General features: G+C 66.2%; 23 protein-coding genes and 1 tRNA gene. 16 read left to right on the forward strand and 8 right to left on the reverse strand.

Features of this window, described 5'->3' with window-relative positions; translation table 11 throughout:
• Window positions 1–150 precede the first annotated feature (150 nt).
• The 4 genes from ACWIGM_RS06595 to ACWIGM_RS06610 all read left to right on the forward strand — a co-directional run bounded on the left by ACWIGM_RS06595 (window position 151) and on the right by ACWIGM_RS06610 (window position 4,520).
• Window positions 151–1,296 (forward strand): type III PLP-dependent enzyme, encoded by a 1,146-nt coding sequence (locus ACWIGM_RS06595; protein ID WP_454025096.1) that lies wholly within the window; start codon window positions 151–153, stop codon window positions 1,294–1,296.
• A 230-nt stretch (window positions 1,297–1,526) separates the two neighbouring features.
• On the forward strand, window positions 1,527–2,063 hold the full coding sequence (locus ACWIGM_RS06600; RefSeq protein WP_454025097.1) for a GNAT family N-acetyltransferase: 537 nt from the start codon (window positions 1,527–1,529) through the stop codon (window positions 2,061–2,063).
• Window positions 2,064–2,188: 125 nt separating this feature from the next.
• On the forward strand, window positions 2,189–3,001 hold the full coding sequence (locus tag ACWIGM_RS06605; protein ID WP_454025098.1) for a phosphodiesterase: 813 nt from the start codon (window positions 2,189–2,191) through the stop codon (window positions 2,999–3,001).
• Between the two features lie 82 nt (window positions 3,002–3,083).
• Window positions 3,084–4,520, forward strand: coding sequence for a homospermidine synthase (locus tag ACWIGM_RS06610; RefSeq protein ID WP_454025099.1), 1,437 nt, complete (start codon window positions 3,084–3,086; stop codon window positions 4,518–4,520).
• Window positions 4,521–4,578: 58 nt separating this feature from the next.
• On the opposite strand, the gene ACWIGM_RS06615 is transcribed toward ACWIGM_RS06610, so the two are convergent.
• Both ACWIGM_RS06615 and ACWIGM_RS06620 read right to left on the reverse strand, forming a co-directional pair.
• Window positions 4,579–4,884 carry a hypothetical protein gene (locus tag ACWIGM_RS06615; protein WP_091836552.1) on the reverse strand — a complete coding sequence of 102 codons (306 nt, stop codon included), beginning with the start codon at window positions 4,882–4,884 and terminating at the stop codon, window positions 4,579–4,581.
• A 236-nt stretch (window positions 4,885–5,120) separates the two neighbouring features.
• Window positions 5,121–6,197 carry a hypothetical protein gene (locus tag ACWIGM_RS06620; RefSeq protein WP_454025100.1) on the reverse strand — a complete coding sequence of 359 codons (1,077 nt, stop codon included), beginning with the start codon at window positions 6,195–6,197 and terminating at the stop codon, window positions 5,121–5,123.
• 448 nt (window positions 6,198–6,645) lie between these two features.
• Here ACWIGM_RS06620 and ACWIGM_RS06625 point away from each other — a divergent pair, with 448 nt between their 5' ends.
• The 3 genes from ACWIGM_RS06625 (at window position 6,646) to ACWIGM_RS06635 (ending at window position 9,736) form a co-directional block, all read left to right on the forward strand.
• Entirely contained in the window at window positions 6,646–7,680 is a 1,035-nt protein-coding gene (locus tag ACWIGM_RS06625) for an aspartate-semialdehyde dehydrogenase (RefSeq protein ID WP_454025101.1), read from the forward strand.
• 171 nt (window positions 7,681–7,851) lie between these two features.
• Window positions 7,852–8,778, forward strand: coding sequence for a DMT family transporter (locus ACWIGM_RS06630; RefSeq protein ID WP_454025463.1), 927 nt, complete (start codon window positions 7,852–7,854; stop codon window positions 8,776–8,778).
• A gap of 70 nt (window positions 8,779–8,848) precedes the next feature.
• Window positions 8,849–9,736, forward strand: coding sequence for an alpha/beta hydrolase (locus tag ACWIGM_RS06635; protein WP_454025102.1), 888 nt, complete (start codon window positions 8,849–8,851; stop codon window positions 9,734–9,736).
• Here the strand turns inward: ACWIGM_RS06635 and ACWIGM_RS06640 are convergent.
• On the reverse strand, window positions 9,709–10,383 hold the full coding sequence (locus ACWIGM_RS06640) for a TetR/AcrR family transcriptional regulator (RefSeq protein WP_454025103.1): 675 nt from the start codon (window positions 10,381–10,383) through the stop codon (window positions 9,709–9,711). The two genes, ACWIGM_RS06635 and ACWIGM_RS06640, sit on opposite strands and share 28 nt — an antisense overlap.
• Before the next feature lie 149 nt (window positions 10,384–10,532).
• On the opposite strand from ACWIGM_RS06640, the gene ACWIGM_RS06645 reads away from it, so the two are divergent.
• The 6 genes from ACWIGM_RS06645 to ACWIGM_RS06670 all read left to right on the forward strand — a co-directional run bounded on the left by ACWIGM_RS06645 (window position 10,533) and on the right by ACWIGM_RS06670 (window position 15,748).
• The gene (locus tag ACWIGM_RS06645) at window positions 10,533–11,732 is read left to right on the forward strand and encodes an HlyD family secretion protein (protein WP_454025104.1); all 1,200 of its coding nucleotides are present in this window, start codon (window positions 10,533–10,535) and stop codon (window positions 11,730–11,732) included.
• Window positions 11,733–11,910: 178 nt separating this feature from the next.
• Entirely contained in the window at window positions 11,911–13,497 is a 1,587-nt protein-coding gene (locus ACWIGM_RS06650; protein ID WP_454025105.1) for a DHA2 family efflux MFS transporter permease subunit, read from the forward strand.
• Window positions 13,498–13,667: 170 nt separating this feature from the next.
• Complete coding sequence (gene irrA, locus ACWIGM_RS06655) at window positions 13,668–14,201, forward strand: iron response transcriptional regulator IrrA (RefSeq protein WP_454025106.1); 534 nt, start codon at window positions 13,668–13,670, stop codon at window positions 14,199–14,201.
• Window positions 14,198–14,485, forward strand: coding sequence for a (2Fe-2S)-binding protein (locus ACWIGM_RS06660; RefSeq protein ID WP_164985958.1), 288 nt, complete (start codon window positions 14,198–14,200; stop codon window positions 14,483–14,485). Before irrA ends, ACWIGM_RS06660 begins: the two co-directional genes overlap by 4 nt.
• Window positions 14,486–14,595: 110 nt before the next feature.
• Entirely contained in the window at window positions 14,596–15,084 is a 489-nt protein-coding gene (gene bfr, locus ACWIGM_RS06665) for a bacterioferritin (RefSeq protein WP_092156792.1), read from the forward strand.
• A gap of 124 nt (window positions 15,085–15,208) precedes the next feature.
• The gene (locus ACWIGM_RS06670) at window positions 15,209–15,748 is read left to right on the forward strand and encodes an MOSC domain-containing protein (protein ID WP_454025107.1); all 540 of its coding nucleotides are present in this window, start codon (window positions 15,209–15,211) and stop codon (window positions 15,746–15,748) included.
• A gap of 102 nt (window positions 15,749–15,850) precedes the next feature.
• Here ACWIGM_RS06670 and ACWIGM_RS06675 read toward each other — a convergent pair whose 3' ends face one another.
• From ACWIGM_RS06675 to ACWIGM_RS06690, 4 genes are all read right to left on the reverse strand, one after another.
• A complete protein-coding gene (locus ACWIGM_RS06675; protein WP_454025108.1) occupies window positions 15,851–16,513 on the reverse strand; it encodes a cold-shock protein in 663 nt (220 codons plus the stop codon).
• 179 nt (window positions 16,514–16,692) lie between these two features.
• Complete coding sequence (locus ACWIGM_RS06680; protein WP_454025109.1) at window positions 16,693–17,412, reverse strand: carbonic anhydrase; 720 nt, start codon at window positions 17,410–17,412, stop codon at window positions 16,693–16,695.
• Between the two features lie 70 nt (window positions 17,413–17,482).
• On the reverse strand, window positions 17,483–17,797 hold the full coding sequence (locus ACWIGM_RS06685) for a DUF167 family protein (protein WP_454025110.1): 315 nt from the start codon (window positions 17,795–17,797) through the stop codon (window positions 17,483–17,485).
• Window positions 17,798–17,802: 5 nt separating this feature from the next.
• Window positions 17,803–18,093 carry a YggT family protein gene (locus tag ACWIGM_RS06690; RefSeq protein ID WP_091836582.1) on the reverse strand — a complete coding sequence of 97 codons (291 nt, stop codon included), beginning with the start codon at window positions 18,091–18,093 and terminating at the stop codon, window positions 17,803–17,805.
• A gap of 108 nt (window positions 18,094–18,201) precedes the next feature.
• Between ACWIGM_RS06690 and ACWIGM_RS06695 the strand changes: the two genes are divergently transcribed.
• From ACWIGM_RS06695 to ACWIGM_RS06705, 3 genes are all read left to right on the forward strand, one after another.
• Window positions 18,202–18,277: transfer RNA gene (locus tag ACWIGM_RS06695), tRNA-Ala, on the forward strand.
• A 142-nt stretch (window positions 18,278–18,419) separates the two neighbouring features.
• Window positions 18,420–19,277 carry a LysR family transcriptional regulator gene (locus tag ACWIGM_RS06700; RefSeq protein ID WP_454025111.1) on the forward strand — a complete coding sequence of 286 codons (858 nt, stop codon included), beginning with the start codon at window positions 18,420–18,422 and terminating at the stop codon, window positions 19,275–19,277.
• 182 nt (window positions 19,278–19,459) lie between these two features.
• Window positions 19,460–20,812: an amidohydrolase family protein gene (locus ACWIGM_RS06705; RefSeq protein WP_454025112.1), complete on the forward strand. Its 1,353-nt coding sequence runs from the start codon at window positions 19,460–19,462 to the stop codon at window positions 20,810–20,812.
• A 65-nt stretch (window positions 20,813–20,877) separates the two neighbouring features.
• Here the strand turns inward: ACWIGM_RS06705 and ACWIGM_RS06710 are convergent, their stop codons facing one another.
• The gene (locus tag ACWIGM_RS06710) at window positions 20,878–21,363 is read right to left on the reverse strand and encodes a hypothetical protein (RefSeq protein ID WP_454025113.1); all 486 of its coding nucleotides are present in this window, start codon (window positions 21,361–21,363) and stop codon (window positions 20,878–20,880) included.
• Window positions 21,364–21,591: the final 228 nt, after the last annotated feature.

A 21,591-nucleotide genomic window follows, 5' to 3' on the forward strand; every position in this document is an offset into this window, starting at 1 on the left:
GGCCGTGCGGGGTCTCCCCAATCGACGGTGTTTCGGGTCCGGACGTTTCGTCCGCAGTCCTAAGGCGTCTCCACAGCGCCTCGGGTCGCGGTCGTTTCAACCGGCTACACGTCGTATCGGCGCCGCTTGCGCCGAAGGGAGCTGCGTCTCATGACCGAGCGCATCCGTGAATTTCTGCGTGACCGCCGCGAGGATGGTCCCTGCGTCGTGATCGACCTCGAGGTCGTGCGCGAGAACTATGTCGCCTTCTCCCGGGCGCTGCCGGACACCCGCGTCTTCTACGCGGTCAAGGCGAACCCGGCGCCGGAAGTGCTGCGCCTCCTCGCCAAGCTCGGCTCCTGCTTCGATTGCGCCTCGGTCGTCGAGATCGAGCTCGCTCTTGCGGCCGGCGCCACGGCGGATCGCATCTCCTTCGGCAACACCATCAAGAAGGAGCGCGACGTCGCCCGCGCCATGGAGCTCGGCGTGCGCTTGTTCGCCGTCGACTGCCAGGCCGAGGTCGAGAAGATCGCCCGTGCCGCCACGGTCACCAAGGCCGAAGGCGCGCGCATCTTCTGCCGCATCCTCTGCGATGGCGCCGGCGCCGACTGGCCGCTCTCGCGCAAGTTCGGCTGCGTGCCCGAAATGGCCGCAGACGTGCTCGAGCACGGCCATCGCCTCGGCCTGCAGGCCTATGGCATCTCGTTCCATGTCGGCTCGCAGCAGGCCAATGTGAACGCTTGGGATTCGGCCCTGGCCTCGGCCTCGGCCGTGTTCAAGGAGTGCGCCACCCGCGGCCTGTCGCTGTCGATGGTCAACCTCGGCGGCGGTTTCCCGGCGCGCTACCTGAAGCCGATCCCGGGCGTCCCGGCCTATGGCGATGCGATCTTCCAGGCGCTGTCGAAGCATTTCGGCAACCGTCTGCCCGAGACCATCATCGAGCCGGGCCGCGGCATGGTCGGCGAAGCCGGCCTGATCGAGGCTGAGGTCGTGCTGATCTCGAAGAAGAGCGAGGACGACCAGGTCCGCTGGGTCTATCTCGACATCGGCAAGTTCAACGGTCTCGCCGAGACGATGGACGAGGCGATCCGCTACCCGATCCGAACGATCCGGGACGGCGACGCCACGGTTCCCTGCGTGCTCGCCGGCCCGACCTGCGATTCGGTCGACGTCATGTACGAGAAGACTCCGTACATGCTGCCGTTCAGCCTGGAGATCGGCGACAAGGTCCTGATCGAGGGCACTGGCGCCTATACGACGACCTATGCGGCCGTCGCCTTCAATGGCTTCCCGCCGCTGAAGCAGTACGTCATCTGACGAAACGGGAGGGTTGAGAAACCCTCCCTCACTCATCGGGTCCGGCGAAGCGCCCTGCTATCTATCGGCAGGCTGCCCGGGAAACCGGGTGGAGCGTTCGTGCCTCCAAGAATGGAGCGCGGGCGTGGCTCCCGCCGGACCCTCTTCCACACAATCCCTAGTTTGTGGCCGCGTTCGCGCGGCGCCGAGAAGGCTCGCGACGAAGCGGGCGCTCCGGCAGGAGGTGCGTCATGATCACGATCCGCGACGAGATCGAGACCGATATCCCGGCCCGCGAGGCCCTGCTCGACCGCTGCCTCGGCGAGCGCCGCACGGTGAAATCGAGCGAGCGCCTGCGCGAAGGCCGCCTGCCGGCCGATGGCCTCGCCCTGACCGCCGAGCGCGATGGCGCGGTCGTCGCGACCGTGCGCCTCTGGCATGTCGAGGCCGCCGGCAAGCCGGCGCTGCTGCTCGGCCCACTCGCGGTCTCGCCGGACTTGCAAGGCGAAGGCCTCGGCAAGGCGATGATGCGCGAGGCGATCTGGCGCGCGGCCTGCCGTGGCCATGGCGCGATCCTGCTCGTCGGCGATGCGCCCTATTACGCGCGCTTCGGCTTCACGGCCGAGCCTATGGCCGAGCTCGCCATGCCCGGCCCGTTCGAGCGCGAACGCTTCCTCGGCCTCGAGCTGCGCGACGGCGCGCTCCAGGGCGCGAATGGCGTGCTCAAAGCTACGGGGGCGTTCGTCCCGGCCGATGGAGCGGAGGCGCTCCGACGTCGCGCAGCCTGACGTCCTCTCGGGGTCGTAGTCGATCCGTCATCAAATCGCGTCATTGAAGCCCCCGCAGCCTTGGCTGCGCGGGCTGCCGTCAGGTAAAGCGGCCTGCAACGCCTTCCCTGACGAAGAAGACAAAAATGCTGATCGCCCATCTCTCCGACCTGCATATCTGCCCGCCCGGCCGCCTCGCGCTCAAGGTCTCCGACACGATCGGCATGACGCAGCGCGCCTTCGACGCCGTCGCCGCCCTGCCCGTCCGCCCCGACGTCCTCGTCATCACCGGCGACCTGACCGAGAGCGGCCTGCCGGAGGAATATGCGCTCGTCCGTTCGATGCTGGACAAGCTCGGCCTGCCGGCGCTGCTGATCCCAGGCAACCATGATGTCCGCAAGGCGATGATCGCCGGGCTCGACCTCGGCCCTCATGCCGATCTCAGCGGCGGCTTCATCCAGTTCTCAGCCGATCTTGGTCCTGTCAGGCTGATCGGCCTCGACACGCTGCTGCCCGGCTCCAGCGCTGGCGCGATCTGCGATGCGCGCCTCGACTTCCTCGAACGATCACTGGCGGAAACCGAGGGCCGGCCCGTCGTGCTGTTCACGCACCACCCACCCTTCTCCTGCGGCCTAGGCTATATGGACGCGGTCATGCTCAAGGATGGCGCTGCCCGCCTCGCCGAGATCGTCGCGCGCCATCCCAACATCGAGCGCGTGCTCAGCGGCCATCATCACCGCCCGGTCCAGGTCGGCTATGCCGGCACCATCGGTCAGGTCGTGCCGGGCGTCGCCCATCAGGTCATCTTCGACCTGACGCCGGGCGCCGAGGCCCGTTTCCTGATGGAGCCGCCGGCCTTCATGCTGCACATGTGGCAGCCCGGCACCGGCCTCATCTCGCACATGGCCTATGCCGGCGCCTTCGAGGGGCCCTACCCGTTCAGCCTCGGCAAGGAGTGAGCCTGCCGGCATTGACGCCGGGAAGCCTGCCCCATACCAGCGTCCGCTTATCCTCAACCAGACTACCCAGGAGTGAAAAAGAATGACGGATTGGCCCGTATACGGCGAGATCAGCGGCCCGATCGTGATGATCGGCTTCGGTTCGATCGGCCGCGGGACATTGCCGCTGATCGAGCGGCATCTCAAATTCGACAAGAGCCGGTTCGTGGTGATCGCACCCGACGACGACAACCGCGCCCTTCTGGACGAGCGTGGCATCCGCTTCATCCAGGAAGCCGTGACGCTCGAGAACTACAAGACCATGCTGGAGCCGCTGCTGACCGCTGGCGGCGGCCAGGGCTTTTGCGTCAACCTCTCCTGCGACACCGGTTCGCGCGACATCATGGAGCTCTGCTCCAGCCTCGGCGCGCTCTATATCGACACGGTCAACGAGCCTTGGCTCGGCTTCTATTTCGACGAGACGAAAGGCCCGGGCGAGCGCTCGAACTACGCGCTGCGCGAGATGACGCTCGCCGCCAAGCGCGCCCGTGCGCCCGGCTCGACGACAGCCGTCTCCTGCTGCGGCGCCAATCCCGGCATGGCCTCCTGGCTGGCCAAGAAGGCCCTACTGAACATCGCCTCCGACATGCGCCTCAACGTGCCACAGCCGACCACCCGTGAGGAGTGGGCCGGCCTGATGAAGCAGGTCGGTGTCAAGGGCATCCACATCGCCGAGCGCGACACGCAGCGCTCGAAGAACCCCAAGCCACCCGGCGTCTTCGTCAACACCTGGTCGGTCGAGGGCTTCATCTCCGAGGGTGTGCAGCCGGCCGAGCTGGGCTGGGGCACCCATGAGAAGTGGATGCCGGACAATGCCCGCACCCATGAGACCGGCTCGCAGGCCGCGATCTACCTGATGCAGGCCGGCGCCGAGACCAAGGTGCGTAGCTGGTGCCCGACCCCGGGCCCGCAATACGGCTTCCTGGTGACCCATAACGAGTCGATCTCGATCGCCGACTACTTCACCGTGCGCGACGAGGCCGGCAAGGCGGTCTACCGGCCGACCTGCCACTACGCCTATCATCCGGCCAACGACGCCGTGCTCTCGCTGCACGAGATGTTCGGCAATGCCGGCCGCCCGCAGGAGGAGCATCACATCCTCGAGGAGAACGAGGTCATCGACGGTATCGACGAGCTCGGCGTGCTGCTCTACGGCCACGACAAGGGCGCCTACTGGTTCGGCTCGCAGCTTTCGACGGAGGAAGCGCGCAAGCTCGCTCCCTACCAGACCGCGACCGGTCTGCAGGTCACCTCGGCCGTGCTCGCCGGCATGGTCTGGGCGCTGGAGAACCCCAAGGCCGGCATCGTCGAGGTCGAGGAGATGGATCTCGACCGCTGCCTCGCGATCCAGATGCCCTATCTCGGGCCGGTGCAGGGCTACTACACCGACTGGACGCCGCTCGATGGCCGCCCGGGGCTGTTCCCGGAGGATATCGACGCCTCCGATCCCTGGCAGTTCCGCAACATCCTGGTGCGCTGACCACCAAAGCAAAAGGCCCGCCTCACGGCGGGCCTTTTCATTTCACGCTCGCTGGGTCTCAGAAGCGCGGCGTCGAGAAGCTGTTGGCGAAGGGATTGGCGCCCGAGCCGATGCGCGAGGGCAGCGTGCCTTCGCCATAGAGCTCGCCAGCCGCCGAGTAGACCGGGCTCGCCACGAAATGCTGCGATGCATAGCGGTTCATGCTGCCGACCGGCACGACATTGCCGGCGTCGAAATAGCTGCGCTTCTGCACGGTGACGCGCAGCGGCTTCCGCTGCTGCTGGGCTTCGGCCACCGAGGCCGCGAAGGTGACGGCTGCGACGGAGAGAGCCAGGCCGGCGGCGAGGCGGGAAAGCGAACGCATGACGATCTCCTGAGGCGGTTGCCTCCGCCGAAGCTGCCGGCGGATCGGCTGTCGCTGACGATACAATTCCAGAGTTAATGCTTTTGTTGCGGCCCGCTAGAGCATGCCGCGAAAAAGTGGCAACGGTTTTTCGCGCGAAGCATGCTCTAAACTATTAGAATCGATCACGTTATCCGCACTTGGACGTTTCCGCCCAAATGCGGCGTGATCTCTAGCGCTGCCGCAACACGAGGCCGTTACCGCGCCTGCGCCTGCTTGCCGCTGGTCGGCCGCAGGGCCGGCGCCTTGCCGTCGGCGTCGAGCCAGGAGCCCTTGCGCCCGGTCGCGGCGAGCCGCGGCACCGAGCAGCCCTGCCGGCGATTGAGTTCGGTACGGGCGAAGCTGGCGCGCAATTCCGGATCGTCGCCGGCGCTCAGAAGGTCGATCCGGTCGATCAGGCAAATCAGCTGCGCACGGTCGGCCGGCCGTGCCTCGCTGCCGCACCACCAGCCGGAGAAGGAGAGATGCGCCGCCGCGTCGAGATGGCGGAAGGCGATGCAGGCCCGCCCAGCCGCGCCGTCGCTCAGGCCGATATCGGCGGTCTCGACGGTGCCGAACTTGGTCTCGATCGTGGTGGCGGCACCGCTGCGCCCGACCGAGAGCCCGCGCGCCGCGCTCTCGCGCACCAGCGTGATCACGAAGGGCTGCGATACACCGGCGAGCGCCTTCTGCACCTGGGCGTCGCGATTGACCTGGAATTTCAGCGACAGGAACGATCTGCCGTCGTCGAACGCACCGAAGCTCAGCACGTCCTCACGCCGCTGGCCGTCCTGGCTGCGCCGCGCCTCATAGGCGCTCCGCTTGTCGAGCTCAGGCGATTCCACCCCGAAGAGCGCGATCGGGCGAGCAATCATCACCCAGCCATCCTGCCCGGCGGCGATCGGCAGCGCCTGCAGGCGAACATCGCGCACGATGGGAGCGGCTATGGCCTCCGTCGACGTCAGGCTGGCGAGAGCCGGCTCCGACGAGCCGGAAGAGAGGCCGGCGACCAGCATCGCGGTCAGGCTAATTCCGGTCAGTGCCGCGAGGCCGCGCCAGACGAGGCCACCGGTCAAGCCGATTGCGCCGGAGCGCAGGACCCGCCGCATCGGCCGCATGATCCGTGTGAAGCCGGCTTCGGTGGCATCTGCGAGATCGACCAGCCGCGCAGCGAGATCGAAACGACCGGGAGCTGCTTCGGCCAGGCCGTGCAGGCGCGGCTGAAGGCGCTGCCCGCTTTCCTGCAGGCGCAGCTTGAAACGCTGCCAGATGGCGTTGATCTCGTCCCCGGACACGACAGAACCTGACCCGTTGGGCGGCCCGCACCCCTGCCAGCCGCCTCGTCCCACTCGCGGGCGAGCTTTCGCCGGTCGCGATGAGCAGGTCGTTACCGGCCGCGTGCCATCGCGAAACAGGGTCAATGACGGGTAAGGAGGCAGGGTTAATGCCGGAGGCCGCCTCTACCGATTGACTTTTTACGGCGGCTTGTGTTTGGGATTGCGCGCCGGACACTTATCTTCCGGCTTCGCGATGATGCTCAGGTTGGCTCTGTGACGTTCCGTCTGACGACGAAAACCACGACCAAAACGACGGCCGGGAAAACCCGGACGTCGCACTGACACGTCGCCTCGATTCCGGGTTCTCCCCCCCGGCCGGGGTCAACCGGCCGAACCCGCAAGCGAGATCAGCGGCGACGGCTCCCCGGGGAGGCTGAACCGGTTTCGCCAGAAGGAATTCACGAAAATGAGCTTCAAGGTCGCGGTCGTCGGCGCCACGGGCAATGTGGGCCATGAAATGCTCGACATCCTCGCCGAGCGCGCTTTCCCCGTCAGCGAGGTGGTGGCCCTCGCCTCCTCCCGCTCCATCGGCACCGAGGTTTCCTTCGGCGACAAGACGCTGAAGGTGAAGGCGCTCGACCATTACGACTTCTCCGACACCGACATCTGCCTGATGTCGGCGGGCGGTGCGGTCTCGAAGGAATGGTCGCCCAAGATCGGCGCGCAGGGCGCCGTCGTGATCGACAACTCCTCGACCTGGCGCATGCATCCCGACGTGCCGCTGGTTGTGCCCGAGGTCAACGCCGCCGCGGCCGCCGGCTTCAGCAAGATGAACATCATCGCCAACCCGAACTGCTCGACGGCGCAGCTCGTCGTGGCGCTGAAGCCGCTGCATGAGCGCTTCGGCGTCAAGCGCGTCGTCGTCTCGACCTATCAGTCGGTTTCCGGCGCCGGCAAGGAGGGCATGGACGAGCTCTTCAACCAGACCCGCGCCGTCTTCGCCGCCGGCGAGGTCGAGGCCAAGAAGTTCAGCAAGCGCATCTCTTTCAACGTCATTCCGCATATCGATGTCTTCATGGAGGACGGCTACACCAAGGAAGAGTGGAAGATGATGGCGGAGACCAAGAAGATCCTCGATCCGAAGATCAAGCTGACCGCGACCTGCGTGCGCGTGCCGGTCTTCATCGGGCACTCCGAAGCCGTCAACATCGAGTGCGAGAAGCCCGTGACTGCCGACGAGGCGCGCGAGATCCTGCGCGCCGCGCCCGGCGTCCTCGTCATCGACAAGCGCGAGCCCGGTGGCTACATCACCCCGCATGAGGCGGCCGGCGAGGACGCGACCTATATCTCGCGCATCCGCGAGGACGCCACGGTCGAGAACGGTCTCTCCTTCTGGTGCGTCTCGGACAATCTGCGCAAGGGCGCGGCCCTCAACGCGGTGCAGATCGCCGAGGTGCTGGTCAACCGCAAGCTGATCCAGCCGCGCAAGCAGGCGGCCTGAGAACCGCGCGACTCTTTAAACAAAATTTCAAGGCGGGCCTCGTGCCCGCCTTTTTCTTGCGCGGACGCATGGCGGTCGTGCTGGATTTGCGCAAGGGATCGCCATGATCATCGGCTAGGGTCGGCTCCTCATCGAGAATCGCCGAAGACCTTGCCCGACACCTTGACCAGAGTGCCTCTGCCCGTCGAACCGGCACCGGCAGAGCCGCCACAACGCCCAGCGCCGCGGCGCGACAACGGCCTGCGTGGTATCGGCCTGATGCTGATCGGCAGCGTCTTCCTCTCCGCCGCCGACGTCGCCTCGAAATACCTGACCGCGACGACACCGGCTATCCAGGTCGTCTGGCTGCGCTATGCCGCCTTCGCGCTGATCATGCTGGCGGTCGCCGCTCCCGGCGGCTTCGCGCAGCTCAGGCCGAAGCGCATGCACATGCAGATCCTGCGCGGCGTCGCCGTCACGGTCTCGTCGATCCTGTTCGTCTCCTCGCTGCGATACCTGCCGATCGCCGACGCGACCGCGACGAGCTTCGTCGCGCCGCTCTTCGTCACCGCGCTCTCGATCCCGATCCTCGGCGAGAAGATCGGCTGGCGACGCTGGACCGCCACGGCCGTCGGCCTGATCGGTGTTCTGATCGTCGTCCGGCCGGGCGGCAGCGACTTTCAGCTTGCCTCGATGCTGCCGGTGCTCTCGGCGGCGACCTGGGCCTTCGCGCTGATCGTCACCCGCATGATGAGCGCGACCGAGAACCCGGTGACCACGCTCGCCTGGTCGGCGGTCGTTGGCTGCGTGCTGCTGACGCTGCTGCAGCCGCTGACCTGGCAGCCGCTGTCGACCGAGGCGCTGCTGGTCGGCCTGTTCATCGGCGTCTCGTCGACCGTCGGACACTGGTTCGTGATCCAGGCCTTCCGGCATGCCGATGCCTCGCTGCTGGCGCCCTTCTCCTATGTCCAGCTGCTCTGGGCCTCGGCTTTCGGCTTCATCCTGTTTTCGGTACTGCCCGACGCCTTCACCTGGTTCGGCTCGGCGATCATTATCGCCTCCGGCCTCTACACCGCCCATCGCGAGCGCATCCGGGCGCGCAAGGTCACGGGGAGATAGGCGAGGCCTGCATCCAGCCGGAGGTGAGCCCTCTATCCAGAGCGCCACCCTCATCCTAGCCTCGCCCGCAATGACCTCCCTCACCACTCTCAGTCGCCGTGCTCTCCTCGCTGCAGGCTCGACATTGCTGTCAGCCTGTTCGCCGCTGGGGCTGCTGAATGCCTTCACGCCCGCCGATGCCGGTGGCCGCCTTGCCGCCAGCGGCATCGCCTACGGCCCCGACGAGCGTCACAGGCTCGACGTCTACCTGCCGGAGCAAATCGCAGGACGCGCTCCGGTCATGGTTTTCCTCTATGGCGGCGGCTGGAACAACGGCGAGCGGGCCGACTACGCCTTCGTCGGCCGCGCCTTCGCGGCACAGGGTTTCGTCACCGTCATTCCCGATTACCGGCTGGTGCCGCAGGTGCGCTTCCCAACCTTCGTCGAGGACTGCGCACTGGCTTTGCGCTGGGTGCGCGACCACATCGCGGCCTATGGCGGCGATGGCGCCGGCATTGCGTTGAGCGGTCATTCGGCCGGCGCCTATAACGCGATGATGCTGGCGCTCGATCGGCGTTTCCTCGCGCGCGCCGGCCTGCCGCCCGGCTTTGTGCGCTGCGTCACTGGCCTCGCCGGTCCCTATGATTTCCTGCCGCTCGATGATCCCCGCAGCATCGCCGCCTTCGGCGACTATCCGCGCCTGCCTGAAACGCAGCCGATCAGCTTTGCCAGTGCTCGCGCGCCGCGCGCCTTCCTCGCGACCGGCGACGAGGACGAAACGGTCAGGCCGCGCAACAGCGCCTCGCTTGCCGAAAAGCTCCGGGCCCAGGGGGCAACGGTCGAGCTGAAGACCTATCCCGGCCTCGGCCATGCCGGCATCCTGCTCGCGCTGAACACCGGCTTTCGCGGCCGCGCTCCGGTCCTTGCGGACATTGTCCGCTTCGCCAAAGCTCAGGGCGCCGCGGGCAGCACCCGATAACGCACCATGAAGGTCCGGACCGCCTCGCCGACGACGTAAGCGATCTCGTCCTCGCTCGGCGGCATGCGCTCGGCATTGAACAAGCGTGGGCGCATCAGGGTCGACTGTGAGAGGTCGACGAACTGCGCCGCGGCCAAAGCGGTGTCCTCGATCGCCAATTCGCCCTTGGCGACACGCTGGCCGAGAAAGTCCGCCAGATGCCGCGCGCCCTGCATCGGGCCGCGCTCGTAGAATTCCCGGCCGAGGTCGGGCATGCGCTCGGCGACCCCCAGCACGATCCGATGAGCACTCATCGCGAAGGGGCCGGTCAACAGGCGCACCAGCCCCGAGCCGAAATTCGTCAACGCGAGGGCGAGGTCGGGCTCCTCGGCCAGCGCCTCATACATGCCCTGCTTCTGCTTCTCGCGCTCGCGCTCGATCAGAGCGACGAAGAGGTGCTCCTTGTCCTCGAAATAAACGTAGAGCGTGCCCTTCGAGACGTTCGCCGCAGCGGCGATGTCGTTCATGCTGGCCGCATCGAAACCACGCGCGGTGAAGACGGCATGCGCCCCTTCGAGGATCTGGTGACGCTTGTCGGGATCAGTCCCGGCGGCGCGCCGGTTGCGGGAGATCGCCTTGACGTGTCGCGGCTCCAGCGTCGCGGTCATTCTATTCCATCCATTTCGCGCATATTCGCGCTTGCAAAAATAATCGAACCGACCGGTTCGATTTCCTCTTGATATGCCCCGGCTTCGGCGCTATTTCAAGCGCAATCGAACCAAGCGGTTCGAATTGTGATCGTCAGGGCGTTGTTACCATGACTGTCGAATCTGCCGTTGAAAAGCTTATCGAGCCCCGCCGCGACCGGCTGAAGCTGGTCGACCCCGTGCTCGAGCAGACCCCTGTCGAAGCCCGCAAGGCCGAGGAGGAACGCGCTCCCGCCCCGCAGGCTGGCGAAAAGCCGGCGCCCAAGCGCAGCGGCACCAAGCGCGTCGCTCTGATCCTCGTCGCCGGCACGGCGCTCGCCGCCGGTCTCTGGTTCGGTGTCGACTGGTGGCGCAATGGCCGCTTCATCGTCTCGACCGACGACGCCTATGTCGGCGCCGAGATGGCGACGATCTCGGCCAAGCTGCCGGCCAACATCGCCACGATCTCGGTGACGCAGAACCAGGAGGTCAAGGCCGGCCAGGCTCTGGTGGCACTCGATCCTGGTGACCAGCGCATCGCGCTGGAGAGTGCCCAGGCCAAGAGCGCGACAGCCAAGGCGACGCTCTCGCGCATCGATGCACAGGTCGAGGCCGCCCGCGCCAGCCTGCAGCAGGCGCAGGCCCAGCAGACCTCGGCCGAGGCGGCCGTCACTCGTACCGCCGCCGATTTCGACCGCGCCAGCAACCTCGCCGCCAAATCCTATGGCTCGCAGGCGACACTCGACGCCGCCACCGCCGCGCGCGACCAGGCTGTCGCCTCGCTCGCCAGCGCCAAGGCCGGCGTCGTCCAGGCTACGGCCAATATCGAGGTGCTGAAGGCGCAGCGCGTCGAGGCTGCCCGCCAGATCGACGAGCTCAAGGTCGCCGAGGACAAGGCCGCTCGCGATCTCTCCTTTATGTCGATCTCGGCGCCGATCGACGGCCTCGTCGCCAACACCAACATGCAGCTCGGCGACCTCGTCAGCGCCGGCAAGCGGCTGATGTCGATCGTCCCGCTCGACAAGGTCTATGTCGACGCCAACTTCAAGGAGACGCAGGTCGGCCCGCTGAAGATCGGCGACAAGGCCAAGATCACCGTCGACGCCCTGCCCGGCCAGGTCTTCGACGGCACGGTCAGCGGCATCGCCGGCGGCACCGGCTCGGTCTTCACCTTGCTGCCGCCCGACAACGCCACCGGCAATTTCACCAAGATCGTTCAGCGCGTGCCGGTTCGGATTGCACTCTCGCCCGAGTCGGCGAGCAAGCATGTGCTGCGCCCGGGCATGTCGGTCGTGGTCTCGATCGACCCGCGCCCGAGCGCGCAGAAATAACCAGACGTCCGGGCCCTCGACCCGAGGAGCCGTTCCCGACCGGGGAATGGCGATGCGCCAAGGCTCAACCGCCCCTTCTGGGCCAAAGCGCACCGCGCCTCACGGCGCTCCTCGGGTCGGGGGCTCGGCTCCAACCCCAAGCTGAAGCCCGAAGCTGAAACCCGTCTTGGAGGCCGGCATGGCCACCGCCACGACTGCCATTCCGGTCCCTGCGCCGGCCGCTGATGCCATTCCGATGCGCCGGATCTTCGCCTTCATGGCGATGGTCTTCGGCATGTTCATGGCGATCCTCGACATCCAGATCGTCTCGGCCTCGCTCGCCGAGATCCAGGCGGGTCTGTCGGCCTCCAGCGACGAGATCGCCTGGGTCCAGACCGCCTATCTGATCGCCGAAGTGATCATGATCCCCTTGTCCGGCTATCTCAGCCGGGCGCTGTCGACCCGCGTCTTCTTCTCGATCGCCGCTGCCGGCTTCACCATCTCCAGCGTGCTCTGCGCCATGTCGAGCTCGATCAACGAGATGATCCTCTGGCGCGCGGTGCAGGGTTTCATCGGCGGCGGCATGATTCCCGGCGTCTTCGCCGCGGCCTTCACCATCTTCCCGGCCTCGAAGCGGCCGATCGTCTCGCCGCTGATCGGCCTGATCGCCACGCTCGCCCCGACCATCGGCCCGACCGTCGGCGGCTATCTCAGCCATGCCTTTTCCTGGCACTGGCTCTTCCTGGTCAATGTCGTGCCCGGCATCGCCGTCACCATCGCCGCCTGGAACCTGATCGACTTCGACAAGCCCGATCACAGCCTGCTCAAGCGCTTCGACTGGGTCGGACTCGGCGCCATGGCCGCCTTCCTCGGCAGCATGGAATACGTGCTCGAGGAAGGCACGCGGCTCGACTGGTTCGAGAGCCACGAGATCGTGCTCTTCACATTCGTGATGATCATCGGCGCGGTGCTGTTCTTCTGGCGGGCGCTGACCCGCGACGACCCGCTGGTCGACCTTTACGCCTTCCGCAACCGCAACTTCGCCTTCGGCTCGCTGTTCTCCTTCACCATGGGCATCGGCCTCTATGGCCTGACCTATCTCTACCCGGTCTATCTCGGGCGCATCCGCGGCTATGACGCGCTGATGATCGGCGAGACCATGTTCGTCACCGGCCTCGCCATGTTTCTGACGGCGCCGATCGCCGGGCGCCTCTCGGCCAAGCTCGACCCGCGCATCATGATGATGATCGGTTTCGGCGGCTTCGCGCTCGGCACCTACATCGCCTCCGCCATCACTGCCGACTGGGATTTCTACGAGCTGCTGGTGCCGCAGATCCTGCGCGGCTGCTCGCTGATGCTGTGCATGGTGCCGATCAACAATCTCGCGCTCGGCACCTTGCCGCCGCAGCAGCTGAAGAATGCGTCGGGCCTCTACAACCTCACCCGCAATCTCGGCGGCGCGGTCGGGCTCGCGGTGATCAACACCCTGCTCAACAACCGCACCGACCTGCACATCACCCGCCTGCACGAGGCTGTCGCAGCCGGCCGCCAGATCGCCGAGGAGAACCTTGCCTCGATGGTCCAGCGCTTCGCCGAATATGGCGACGCCGCCCAGTCCATGGCGCTGAAGCTGCTGACACAGCGGGCTCACAAGCAGGCCCTGGTCATGGCTTTCGGCGACGTCTTCCTCGGCCTGACCGTGATTTTCGGGGCCCTGGTCCTGCTCGCCATCTTCATGAGCAAGCCGCCGGCAGCCAAGCCGGCAGGTGGCGGCGGCGGGCACTAAGACCTGCCCGAAAGCGCTGCACCGCGTCGTGGACAACCCCCTGATGCGTCTTGCCGCAGGTGCGAAGAGATTGACAGTCGGCTTCGGAGACGGCAAAAATACCAATAATATCAGTAGTTTAGATAAATTCTAAACTACGAAGACACCGAACTTCGAGTTGGAAGGCGTTCATGAGCATTCTGTCCCTGAAGGATGGCAGCCCGGCGCGGACCCAGGCGGAGCAGATCCCCTGGCCGCAGAAGGCCCCGGCTGCCTGCCCGATCAGCGCGGTCAAGGCGCGCCTGCGCAGCGTCGGCCTCAGGCCCACGCGCCAGCGCATGGCGCTGGGCTGGCTGCTCTTCGCCAAGGGCGACCGCCATGTCAGCGCCGAGATGCTCTATGAGGAGGCGCTGCGCGCCCGTGAGCCGCTCTCGCTCGCAACCGTCTACAACACACTGCGTCAGTTCTCCGAGGTCGGCCTGCTGCGCCAGGTCTCGGTCTCCGGGCCGAAGACTTTCTTCGACACCAATGTCTCGGAGCACCACCATTTCTACAATGAGGACGACGAGACCGTCGTCGATATCCCCGGCTCCGAGATTCATGTCTCGGGCCTGCCCGTCGCGCCGGAAGGCATGATGATCTCCTCGGTCGAGGTGATCGTGCGCCTGCGTCGTGCCGATGGCGAGGAGACGGTGACGAAGGTCGCCGGGGGCCACCGGGCGTGATCGTCTGCTCCTGCAACGTTCTCTCCTGCCGGCAGATCAAGGGCACCATCGCCCCTGACGGCAGCGGTCCGCGCACCGCGGGCGAGGCCTATGACTGCCTCGGCTGCAGCCCGGATTGCGGACGTTGCGCCCGCGAGGTTCGTTCCCTGCTCGTCGAGGCGCGCGCCGCCTGCGCCAGCCAGTGCCACAGCTGCGCCAGCCACGATGTCGAATGCGCCGTGCATGTCTCGGTCGGCCTAATGCTGGCCGGCATCGAGGAGAATGACGACCGCGTCGCCGCCTGATCCGGCACGACACGTTTTCTCGCGCCAGGCGCGCGATCTGCCCTTCCCTTTCCGATCGAGCCGCTCTACATTAGGATCATTCTAATGTAGTCGATTGCGAGGAGAGCGGCATGAAGGGCGACAAGAAGGTCATCGAATACCTCAACAAGGGCCTGCGCTCCGAGCTCACGGCCATCAACCAGTATTGGCTGCACTACCGGATGCTCGATAATTGGGGGCTGAAGGACATGGCCAAGACCTGGAAGAAGGAATCGATCGAGGAGATGGTCCATGCCGACCGTTTCGTCGACCGCATCCTCTTCCTCGAAGGCTTCCCGAATCTGCAGACGCTCGACGCGCTGCGCATCGGTGAGAACGTCAAGGAAGTGATCGAGTGCGACCTCAAGGCCGAGGTCGAGGCGCGCGCCCTCTATCAGGAAGCCGCGAAATACTGCCGCGACGTTGGCGACTACCCATCCGAGGACCTGTTCAAGGCCCTGATGAAGGACGAGGAAGGCCATATCGACTTCCTCGAGACCCAGCTCGACCTGATCGGTCGCATCGGCCTCGAACTCTACACCCAGAAGCATGTCGGCGGGCTCGAGGGCGACGAGCACTGAGCACGGGCCATTTTAAAGGGGCGATCGACCGGGCCTGGTGACAGGCCCGGTTTTTTGTTGCGCGTCCATCTCCCAAAGCCGCGCCCGCCATGCCAAAGACCCACCACCAGCATGGAGGCGAGAGATGGGCACGATCGTCGCAGTCGCACGGGACCAAGGCCACCGCTTCAGCAAGCCGATCTTGCCGGCGATTCGGCTGCTCGCCGGCCTCGGCATCGAGGGCGATGCTCATTGCGGCGAGACGGTGAAACACCGCTCGCGCGTCGCCGTCGATCCGACGCAGCCCAATCTGCGCCAGATCCACCTGATCCATGGGGAGCTGTTCGACGAGCTCGCAACTGGCGGCTTTTCGATTCGACCCGGCGATACGGGTGAAAACGTCACCACCCGCGGAATCGACCTGCTCGCTTTGCCCACCGGCACGCGCCTGCGGCTCGGCGCTGACGCGCTCGTCGAGATCACCGGCCTGCGCAATCCCTGCGTCCAGATCGAGACGTTCCAGCCAGGCCTGCTCAAGGCCGTGCTCGGCCGCGATCCGGACGGAAAGCTGATCCGCAAGGCCGGGATCATGGGGATCGTACTGGCGGGCGGCGAGGTCCGTCCCGGCGATTCGATAGCGGTCAGCCTGCCGGCCCTGCCGCATCGGGCCCTCGAACGCGTTTGAGGCGGCTGGACCTTTCGGCCCACCGCCTCATCAATGCGTCAAGATCATAGCCCGGTCAGGCTGGTTCAGCCTGACCGGCGAGATGTGCTCACGATCAGCTTCTCAGAGGAAGCTGATGTTCGCGGCCTCGGGGCCCTTCTTGCCGGCACGGATCGAGAAGCGCACGCGCTGCCCGTCCATCGGCGGCTGCAGGCCGCTGCGGCTCAGCGACGAGACGTGCAGGAACACGTCCGGCCCGCCCTTGTCGGGGGCGATGAAGCCGAAGCCGCGGTCGGTGTTGAAGAACTTCACCGCGCCGTCGAAGGGGCCTTCCATCGGGGCGCTGGCGCCACGATCGAAGCCGCCGCGATCACCGCGGTCGAAGCCACCGCGGTCGCCGCGGTCGTAGCCGCCGCCGCCACCGCCATAGCCGCCGCCGAAATCGTCACGCGGCGGGCGCGGCGAGAACGGACGGCCACCGCCACCGGGGCCGCCGGCGCCACGCGGCGCTGCAGGGGTTGCGGTCGAGGCGTCGATCTCGTGGACGGAAACGACCTGCAGGCCGCGCCGGCCTTCGCCGAGATCGCAGATGATGGTCGCACCGGGCTGCAGGTCCTGCGGATCCTGCGGGCCGATGGCCGAGATATGGAGAAACACGTCGCCGGAGCCGTCCGCCGGAGAGGCAAAGCCGAAGCCTTTCTCCGGATCGAACCACTTGACCTTGGCTTCGATATTCTCGTGGGTGACGAAGGGCGCCGGGGCGGCGGGCTTACGACGATCGAACATGCAGCTTCAACGATAGTGACCGGGAGCGCGCAATCTAGCGCAAGCTTCCGGGTTCGTCATCGGGGCGGCGCAGCAAAAATGCTTGTCCGGCGAAATGCTGCCGGATCGCAAACTTTTTCCCCAGCCACCGCCGTTTCAAGCGGCGGATAATTCAAAATTCACCCGATCGGCGGCAGACGTCAACCATCCTGTCCCGGCTCGACCTCCGAGCAGCGGATCATCTGCACCTTTTTCGGCATCTCGCCGACCGCCGGGATGAACTGCCCGGTCTGCGGGTCGAGCAGCATCAGCATGCCGGTCGCGACCGCGAAATAGGCGCCATGCAGGTGCAGCCTGCCCTTGCCCTCGAGGATGTTGATGCAAGGGAAGGTGCGCAGGTTTGCGAGCGACTGCTGGACCGAGAGCAGAGCGAGGCGCTCGACATAATCGTCCAGAGTCTCGTTCCGGCCGCGTCCGCCCGAGCGCCGGGCCGCGGGCTCGACCAGCGTAATCCAGCGGCCGATGAAATCGCCGGACGACAGCGGCCCTTGCGTATCGTCGGCGAAGGCCTTGATGCCACCGCAGCGGCCATGCCCGAGCACGACGATGTGCTCGACCTTGAGCGCCTGGACGCCGTATTCGAGTGCGGCGGATGTACCGTGCAGCTGATCGTCCGGCGAGAAGGGCGGGATCAGATTGGCGATGTTGCGGATCACGAACATCTCGCCCGGGCTCGCATCGAAGATTACCTCGGGCGAGACGCGCGAATCGCAGCAGCCGATCAGCATGATCTTCGGCGTCTGCCCGCTCTCGGCGAGTTTTTCGTAGCGGCTCTGCTCGCGGACGAAGCGATCGTCGAGGAAAGCGCGATAGCCTTCAGTCAGGCGTTGCGGGAACGGCTGGGGGGCTGGTTGGTCCATGGCGCATGTTGGGCCAGAAAGCGATGGCCTCCGTCAAGAGCCCGCAGCCTGATTCTGCTGCAATGCAGCATCAAATCTCGCAAAGCTGCTTCTGCAATCGTGCCGCCAACGCCTCCGCATCGCCATGAACGACGATGCGCTTCAGACGCGCGCTCGCACCGGCCGTCAGCGACACCTGCGAACGGGAGACTGTCAATTCCTTGGCCAGCAGCGCGATCAGGGCGGCATTGGCCTCGCCGTCGCTGGGCGCGGCCCGTACCCTTGCCTTCAGCACCTGGCGGCCATCGGCCAGCGTCTCGATACCATCGATGCCGTCGCGTCCACCGCGCGGCGTGAGGCGGATCGAGATCGCAAGCCCGTCCGGCGTGACGGACCAGGCCCTCATTCCGGCTAGAAAACGTTCGGGTAGATGTAGCGGGTGATCACGCTCTGGATGAAGAAGATCAGCAGCAGCAGGATGATCGGCGAGATGTCGATGCCGCCGAGATTGGGCAGCATGTTGCGGATCGGCCGCAGCGCCGGCTCGGTGATGCGGTAGAGGAAATCCCAGACCGTGGAGACGAACTGGTTGCGGGTGTTGACGACGTTGAAGGCGATCAGCCAGCTCAGCACGGCCGAGGCGATCAGGATCCAGACATAGAGGTTCAGCGCCAGCATCACGACGTCGAGAACGGCACGCATCGAGCAGCATCTCCGAGAAGCCCAGGCGCTTCGCCGGAAGCACCCACAAAACTCCTGTCGCAAGCGATTGACAGAAGCGCGACGCACGGCCTAGAAGGCCAGCGCCCTGGGGCTGTAGCTCAGATGGGAGAGCGCTGCAATCGCACTGCAGAGGTCAGGGGTTCGAATCCCCTCAGCTCCACCAGGCCCAACGACTTGGTCGTTGATCTCCCGAAATCGATGGACCAAAGCGCCGTTGGCTGCTCGCCGGCGGGCGCTGCCTTGGCCGCGGCCACCTGCGCCGCCTAGTATCGCGTGACCGCCCCGAACCACCCGGCAGCGCGACGATGACTCGCTACCCCATGTTCAGCCCGCAGCTGCTGCAAAGCTTCGTCGCAGTCTGTGACAGCATGAGCTTCACCCGCGCCGCAGAGCGGGTCTCCCTGTCGCAGTCGACCGTCAGCCAGCAGGTCAGGCGGCTCGAGGAAATGCTGGGCAAGCCGCTGTTCGAGCGCAATCCACACCAGGTGCAGCTCACCGAGGAAGGCGGCCGGCTGCTGAGCTATGCAAGGCGAATCCTCGCTCTGCATGAAGAGGCGCATGACGCGCTGACCGGCTTCTGGCGGGACGGCGTGCTTAGACTCGGCATGCCCGAGGACTTCACCGTGCCGACCGCCGGCCTGCTGGCGCAGTTCAGTCTGGCGGAGCCGCATCTGCGCCTCGACGTGACCAGCGGCCTCAGCGCCGATCTCTACAGCGCCTATGAGCGCGAGGAGCTCGACCTTATCCTAGTCAAGCAGCGCCGCCGCCAGCCGCCGCGCGCCGCAAGGCCCGAGCCACTGCTCTGGCTCGACAGCCTCGCCCATCCTGCGATCGAGCGCGCGCCGGTGCCGCTGGCGGTGTTTCCGCTAAACGGGCTCTACCGCGAGGAGCTGTGCGAGACCCTCGACAGCCTCGGCATACGCTGGCGGGTCAGCTACGCCAGTACGAGCCTGGCCGCGCTCACCGCGGCCTCCGCCGCCGGGCTCGGCCTGACTCTACTTCCTGCAAGCTGCCGGCAGCAGGGCCATCGCGTCCTGGGAACGGCGGAAGGTCTGCCGGGAGTGACCGGCTTCGAGCTGGCGCTCTATTACCGCGACAACGCTCCGGATGCGACGACTGCCCTGGCCGGGCAGCTGGCCGCCTTTTGCGGCCTCCAGCCATAGCGCGCCTGCGGCCTATCATCGGCTATCGACTTGAACACGCTGATCATTGCCGAATCGAATGATCATCATGGGGAAACATCGCTGCCAATGCGGACGGCTCTCCCGTAGATCGGGGCTACCAAAATCCAGTCCGGGGAAACGACATGGGCAGCGTGCAGCACCAGAGCCGCAGGGGCTTTCTCATGCAAACGGGCCAGCTCACCACCACCGCAGCGATCATCAGCCTGTCCGGTGGCGCCGAGGCGGCTCCGAGCAAGGCCGGGAAGGATGCCGGCAAGACCGGCGTCACCACACTGACCGATCGCCACTACTATCTCGGCGGGGTTCGGCTCGAAGACGGCTTCGACTATGACGGCGAGACCGTGGTCGGCACCCGCACCGGCCTCTATACGCTCGAGATCAAGGACGGGAAGATCGCCGCTTTGCACCCCGCTGGCGCCGCCCTCTCCGCCACGCTGCCGCGCTACGACGCCGACGGGCAGCTCGCGCTGCCGGCGATGCGCGACATGCACATCCACCTCGACAAGACCTTCTATGGCGGCCCCTGGCAGGCACCGCGTCCGCGCCAGGGCAAGACGATCATGGACATGATCGCGCTGGAGGAGAAGCTGATCCCGACGCTGCTGCCGACCTCGCAGGAGCGCGCCGAAGGCCTGATCGCCCTGCTGCAATCGAAGGGCACGACGACCGCCCGCAGCCATTGCAACATCGACCCGGTCAGTGGCTTGAAGAGCCTGGAGCACCTGCTGCTCGCGCTCGAGAAGCATCGCGACGACTTCTCCTGCGAAATCGTCGCCTTTCCGCAGCACGGCCTGCTGCACTCCAAGGTCGACGGGCTGATGCGCGAAGCCATGAAGATGGGCGTGCAGTATGTCGGCGGGCTCGATCCGACCAATATCGACAAGGCGATGGAGAAATCGCTCGACGCGATGTTCCAGATCGCGCTCGACACCGGCAAGGGCGTCGACATCCACCTGCACGAGACCGGCCCGTCCGGCGCCGCCGCAATCACCTACATGGTCGACACGGTCGAGAAGAACCCGGCTTTGCGCGGCAAGGTGACGATCAGCCATGGCTTCGCGCTGGCGACCATGGCGCCCGGCCTTCAGGCCGAGACGATCCAGCGCCTTTCGGCCCAGAAGATGACGATCGCCTCGACCGTGCCGCTCGGCGCCCTGACGATGCCGCTGCCGCAATTGCAGGACAAGGGCGTCTTCGTGATGACCGGCACCGACAGCGTGATCGACCATTGGTCGCCCTTCGGCAGCGGCGACATGCTGGAGCGGTCCTATTTCTACGCGCAGGTCTATCGGAACTCCGACGAGTTCCGCCTGTCGCGCTCGCTCGCCATCGCCACCGGCGGCATCCTGCCGCTCGACGACGAGGGCAAGCGCGCCTGGCCGAAGGCGGGCGATGATGCCGGCTTCACTTTGGTCGGCGCCAGCTGCTCGGCCGAGGCCGTGGCGCGCGTGCCTGCGCGCAGCGCCACCTTCCATCAGGGGCGCATGGTCTATGGCAGCGTCGGCAAGGCCTGACGCTCATAAAGTCGAGACGTTTTGCTGGCGCGCCCGGATCCCGGGCGCGCCACGCCTAGTCCTGCTCAGCCCTTGAGCTTGGCGTTGCACTGGCTCCAGTAGCCGCCGCCCTTCTCGATCCATTTCAGCTCGCCATTGGCGTTGGCGGCCTTGTTGGCGTTGTACTGGTCGGCGCAGGTCTTCAGGCGCGCCCTGCCGGCGGTCTCATCCGAATATTTCGGCGCGACGGCACGCGGGAACACTGCTGCCTTGGCCTTGCCGGCGGGCTTGGCCGGGGTCGCCGCGGCCGGCTTGCCCGCCGTGGTCGCGGCGGGCGTCGCCGCCGGGGCCGGGGCATCCGTCACCGCCGCCGCCGCATCATTCTCCGACGCATCGTCGTCGGCGCAGTTGGCCTTGCGGAAATCGTTCCACTTCTGGCCCTTCAGCGTGTTCGCCTTCTTGGCGTCCTGATACTTGGTGCTGCACTCCTTCATGGTCAGGGCCGAGGCCGGCGCACCGGCGAGTCCCATGGTCATCAGAGCGAGGGCGGTGGAGAACAGAAGCGTCTTCATGAGCAGTCTCCCTGGGCGATGAGTCGAGCTCGCCGCGGCAAGCTTAACCAACGATGCGAATCTCTGCCATCGCCGTGCGGCAACTTCTGGGCTAGTCAGCAGATTCCATAGTCAGTCACCCCAAAGGACATTTTGATGAAGGTTGCCGCTTACCTTGCCTTGCCCGTTCTGGCTTTCAGCCTGGCTGCCTGCACGACCCTGGAGCAGCGCGTCAGCGGCGCCGCCGTC

The sequence above is a fragment of the Allobosea sp. NPDC055332 genome (assembly GCF_053645455.1).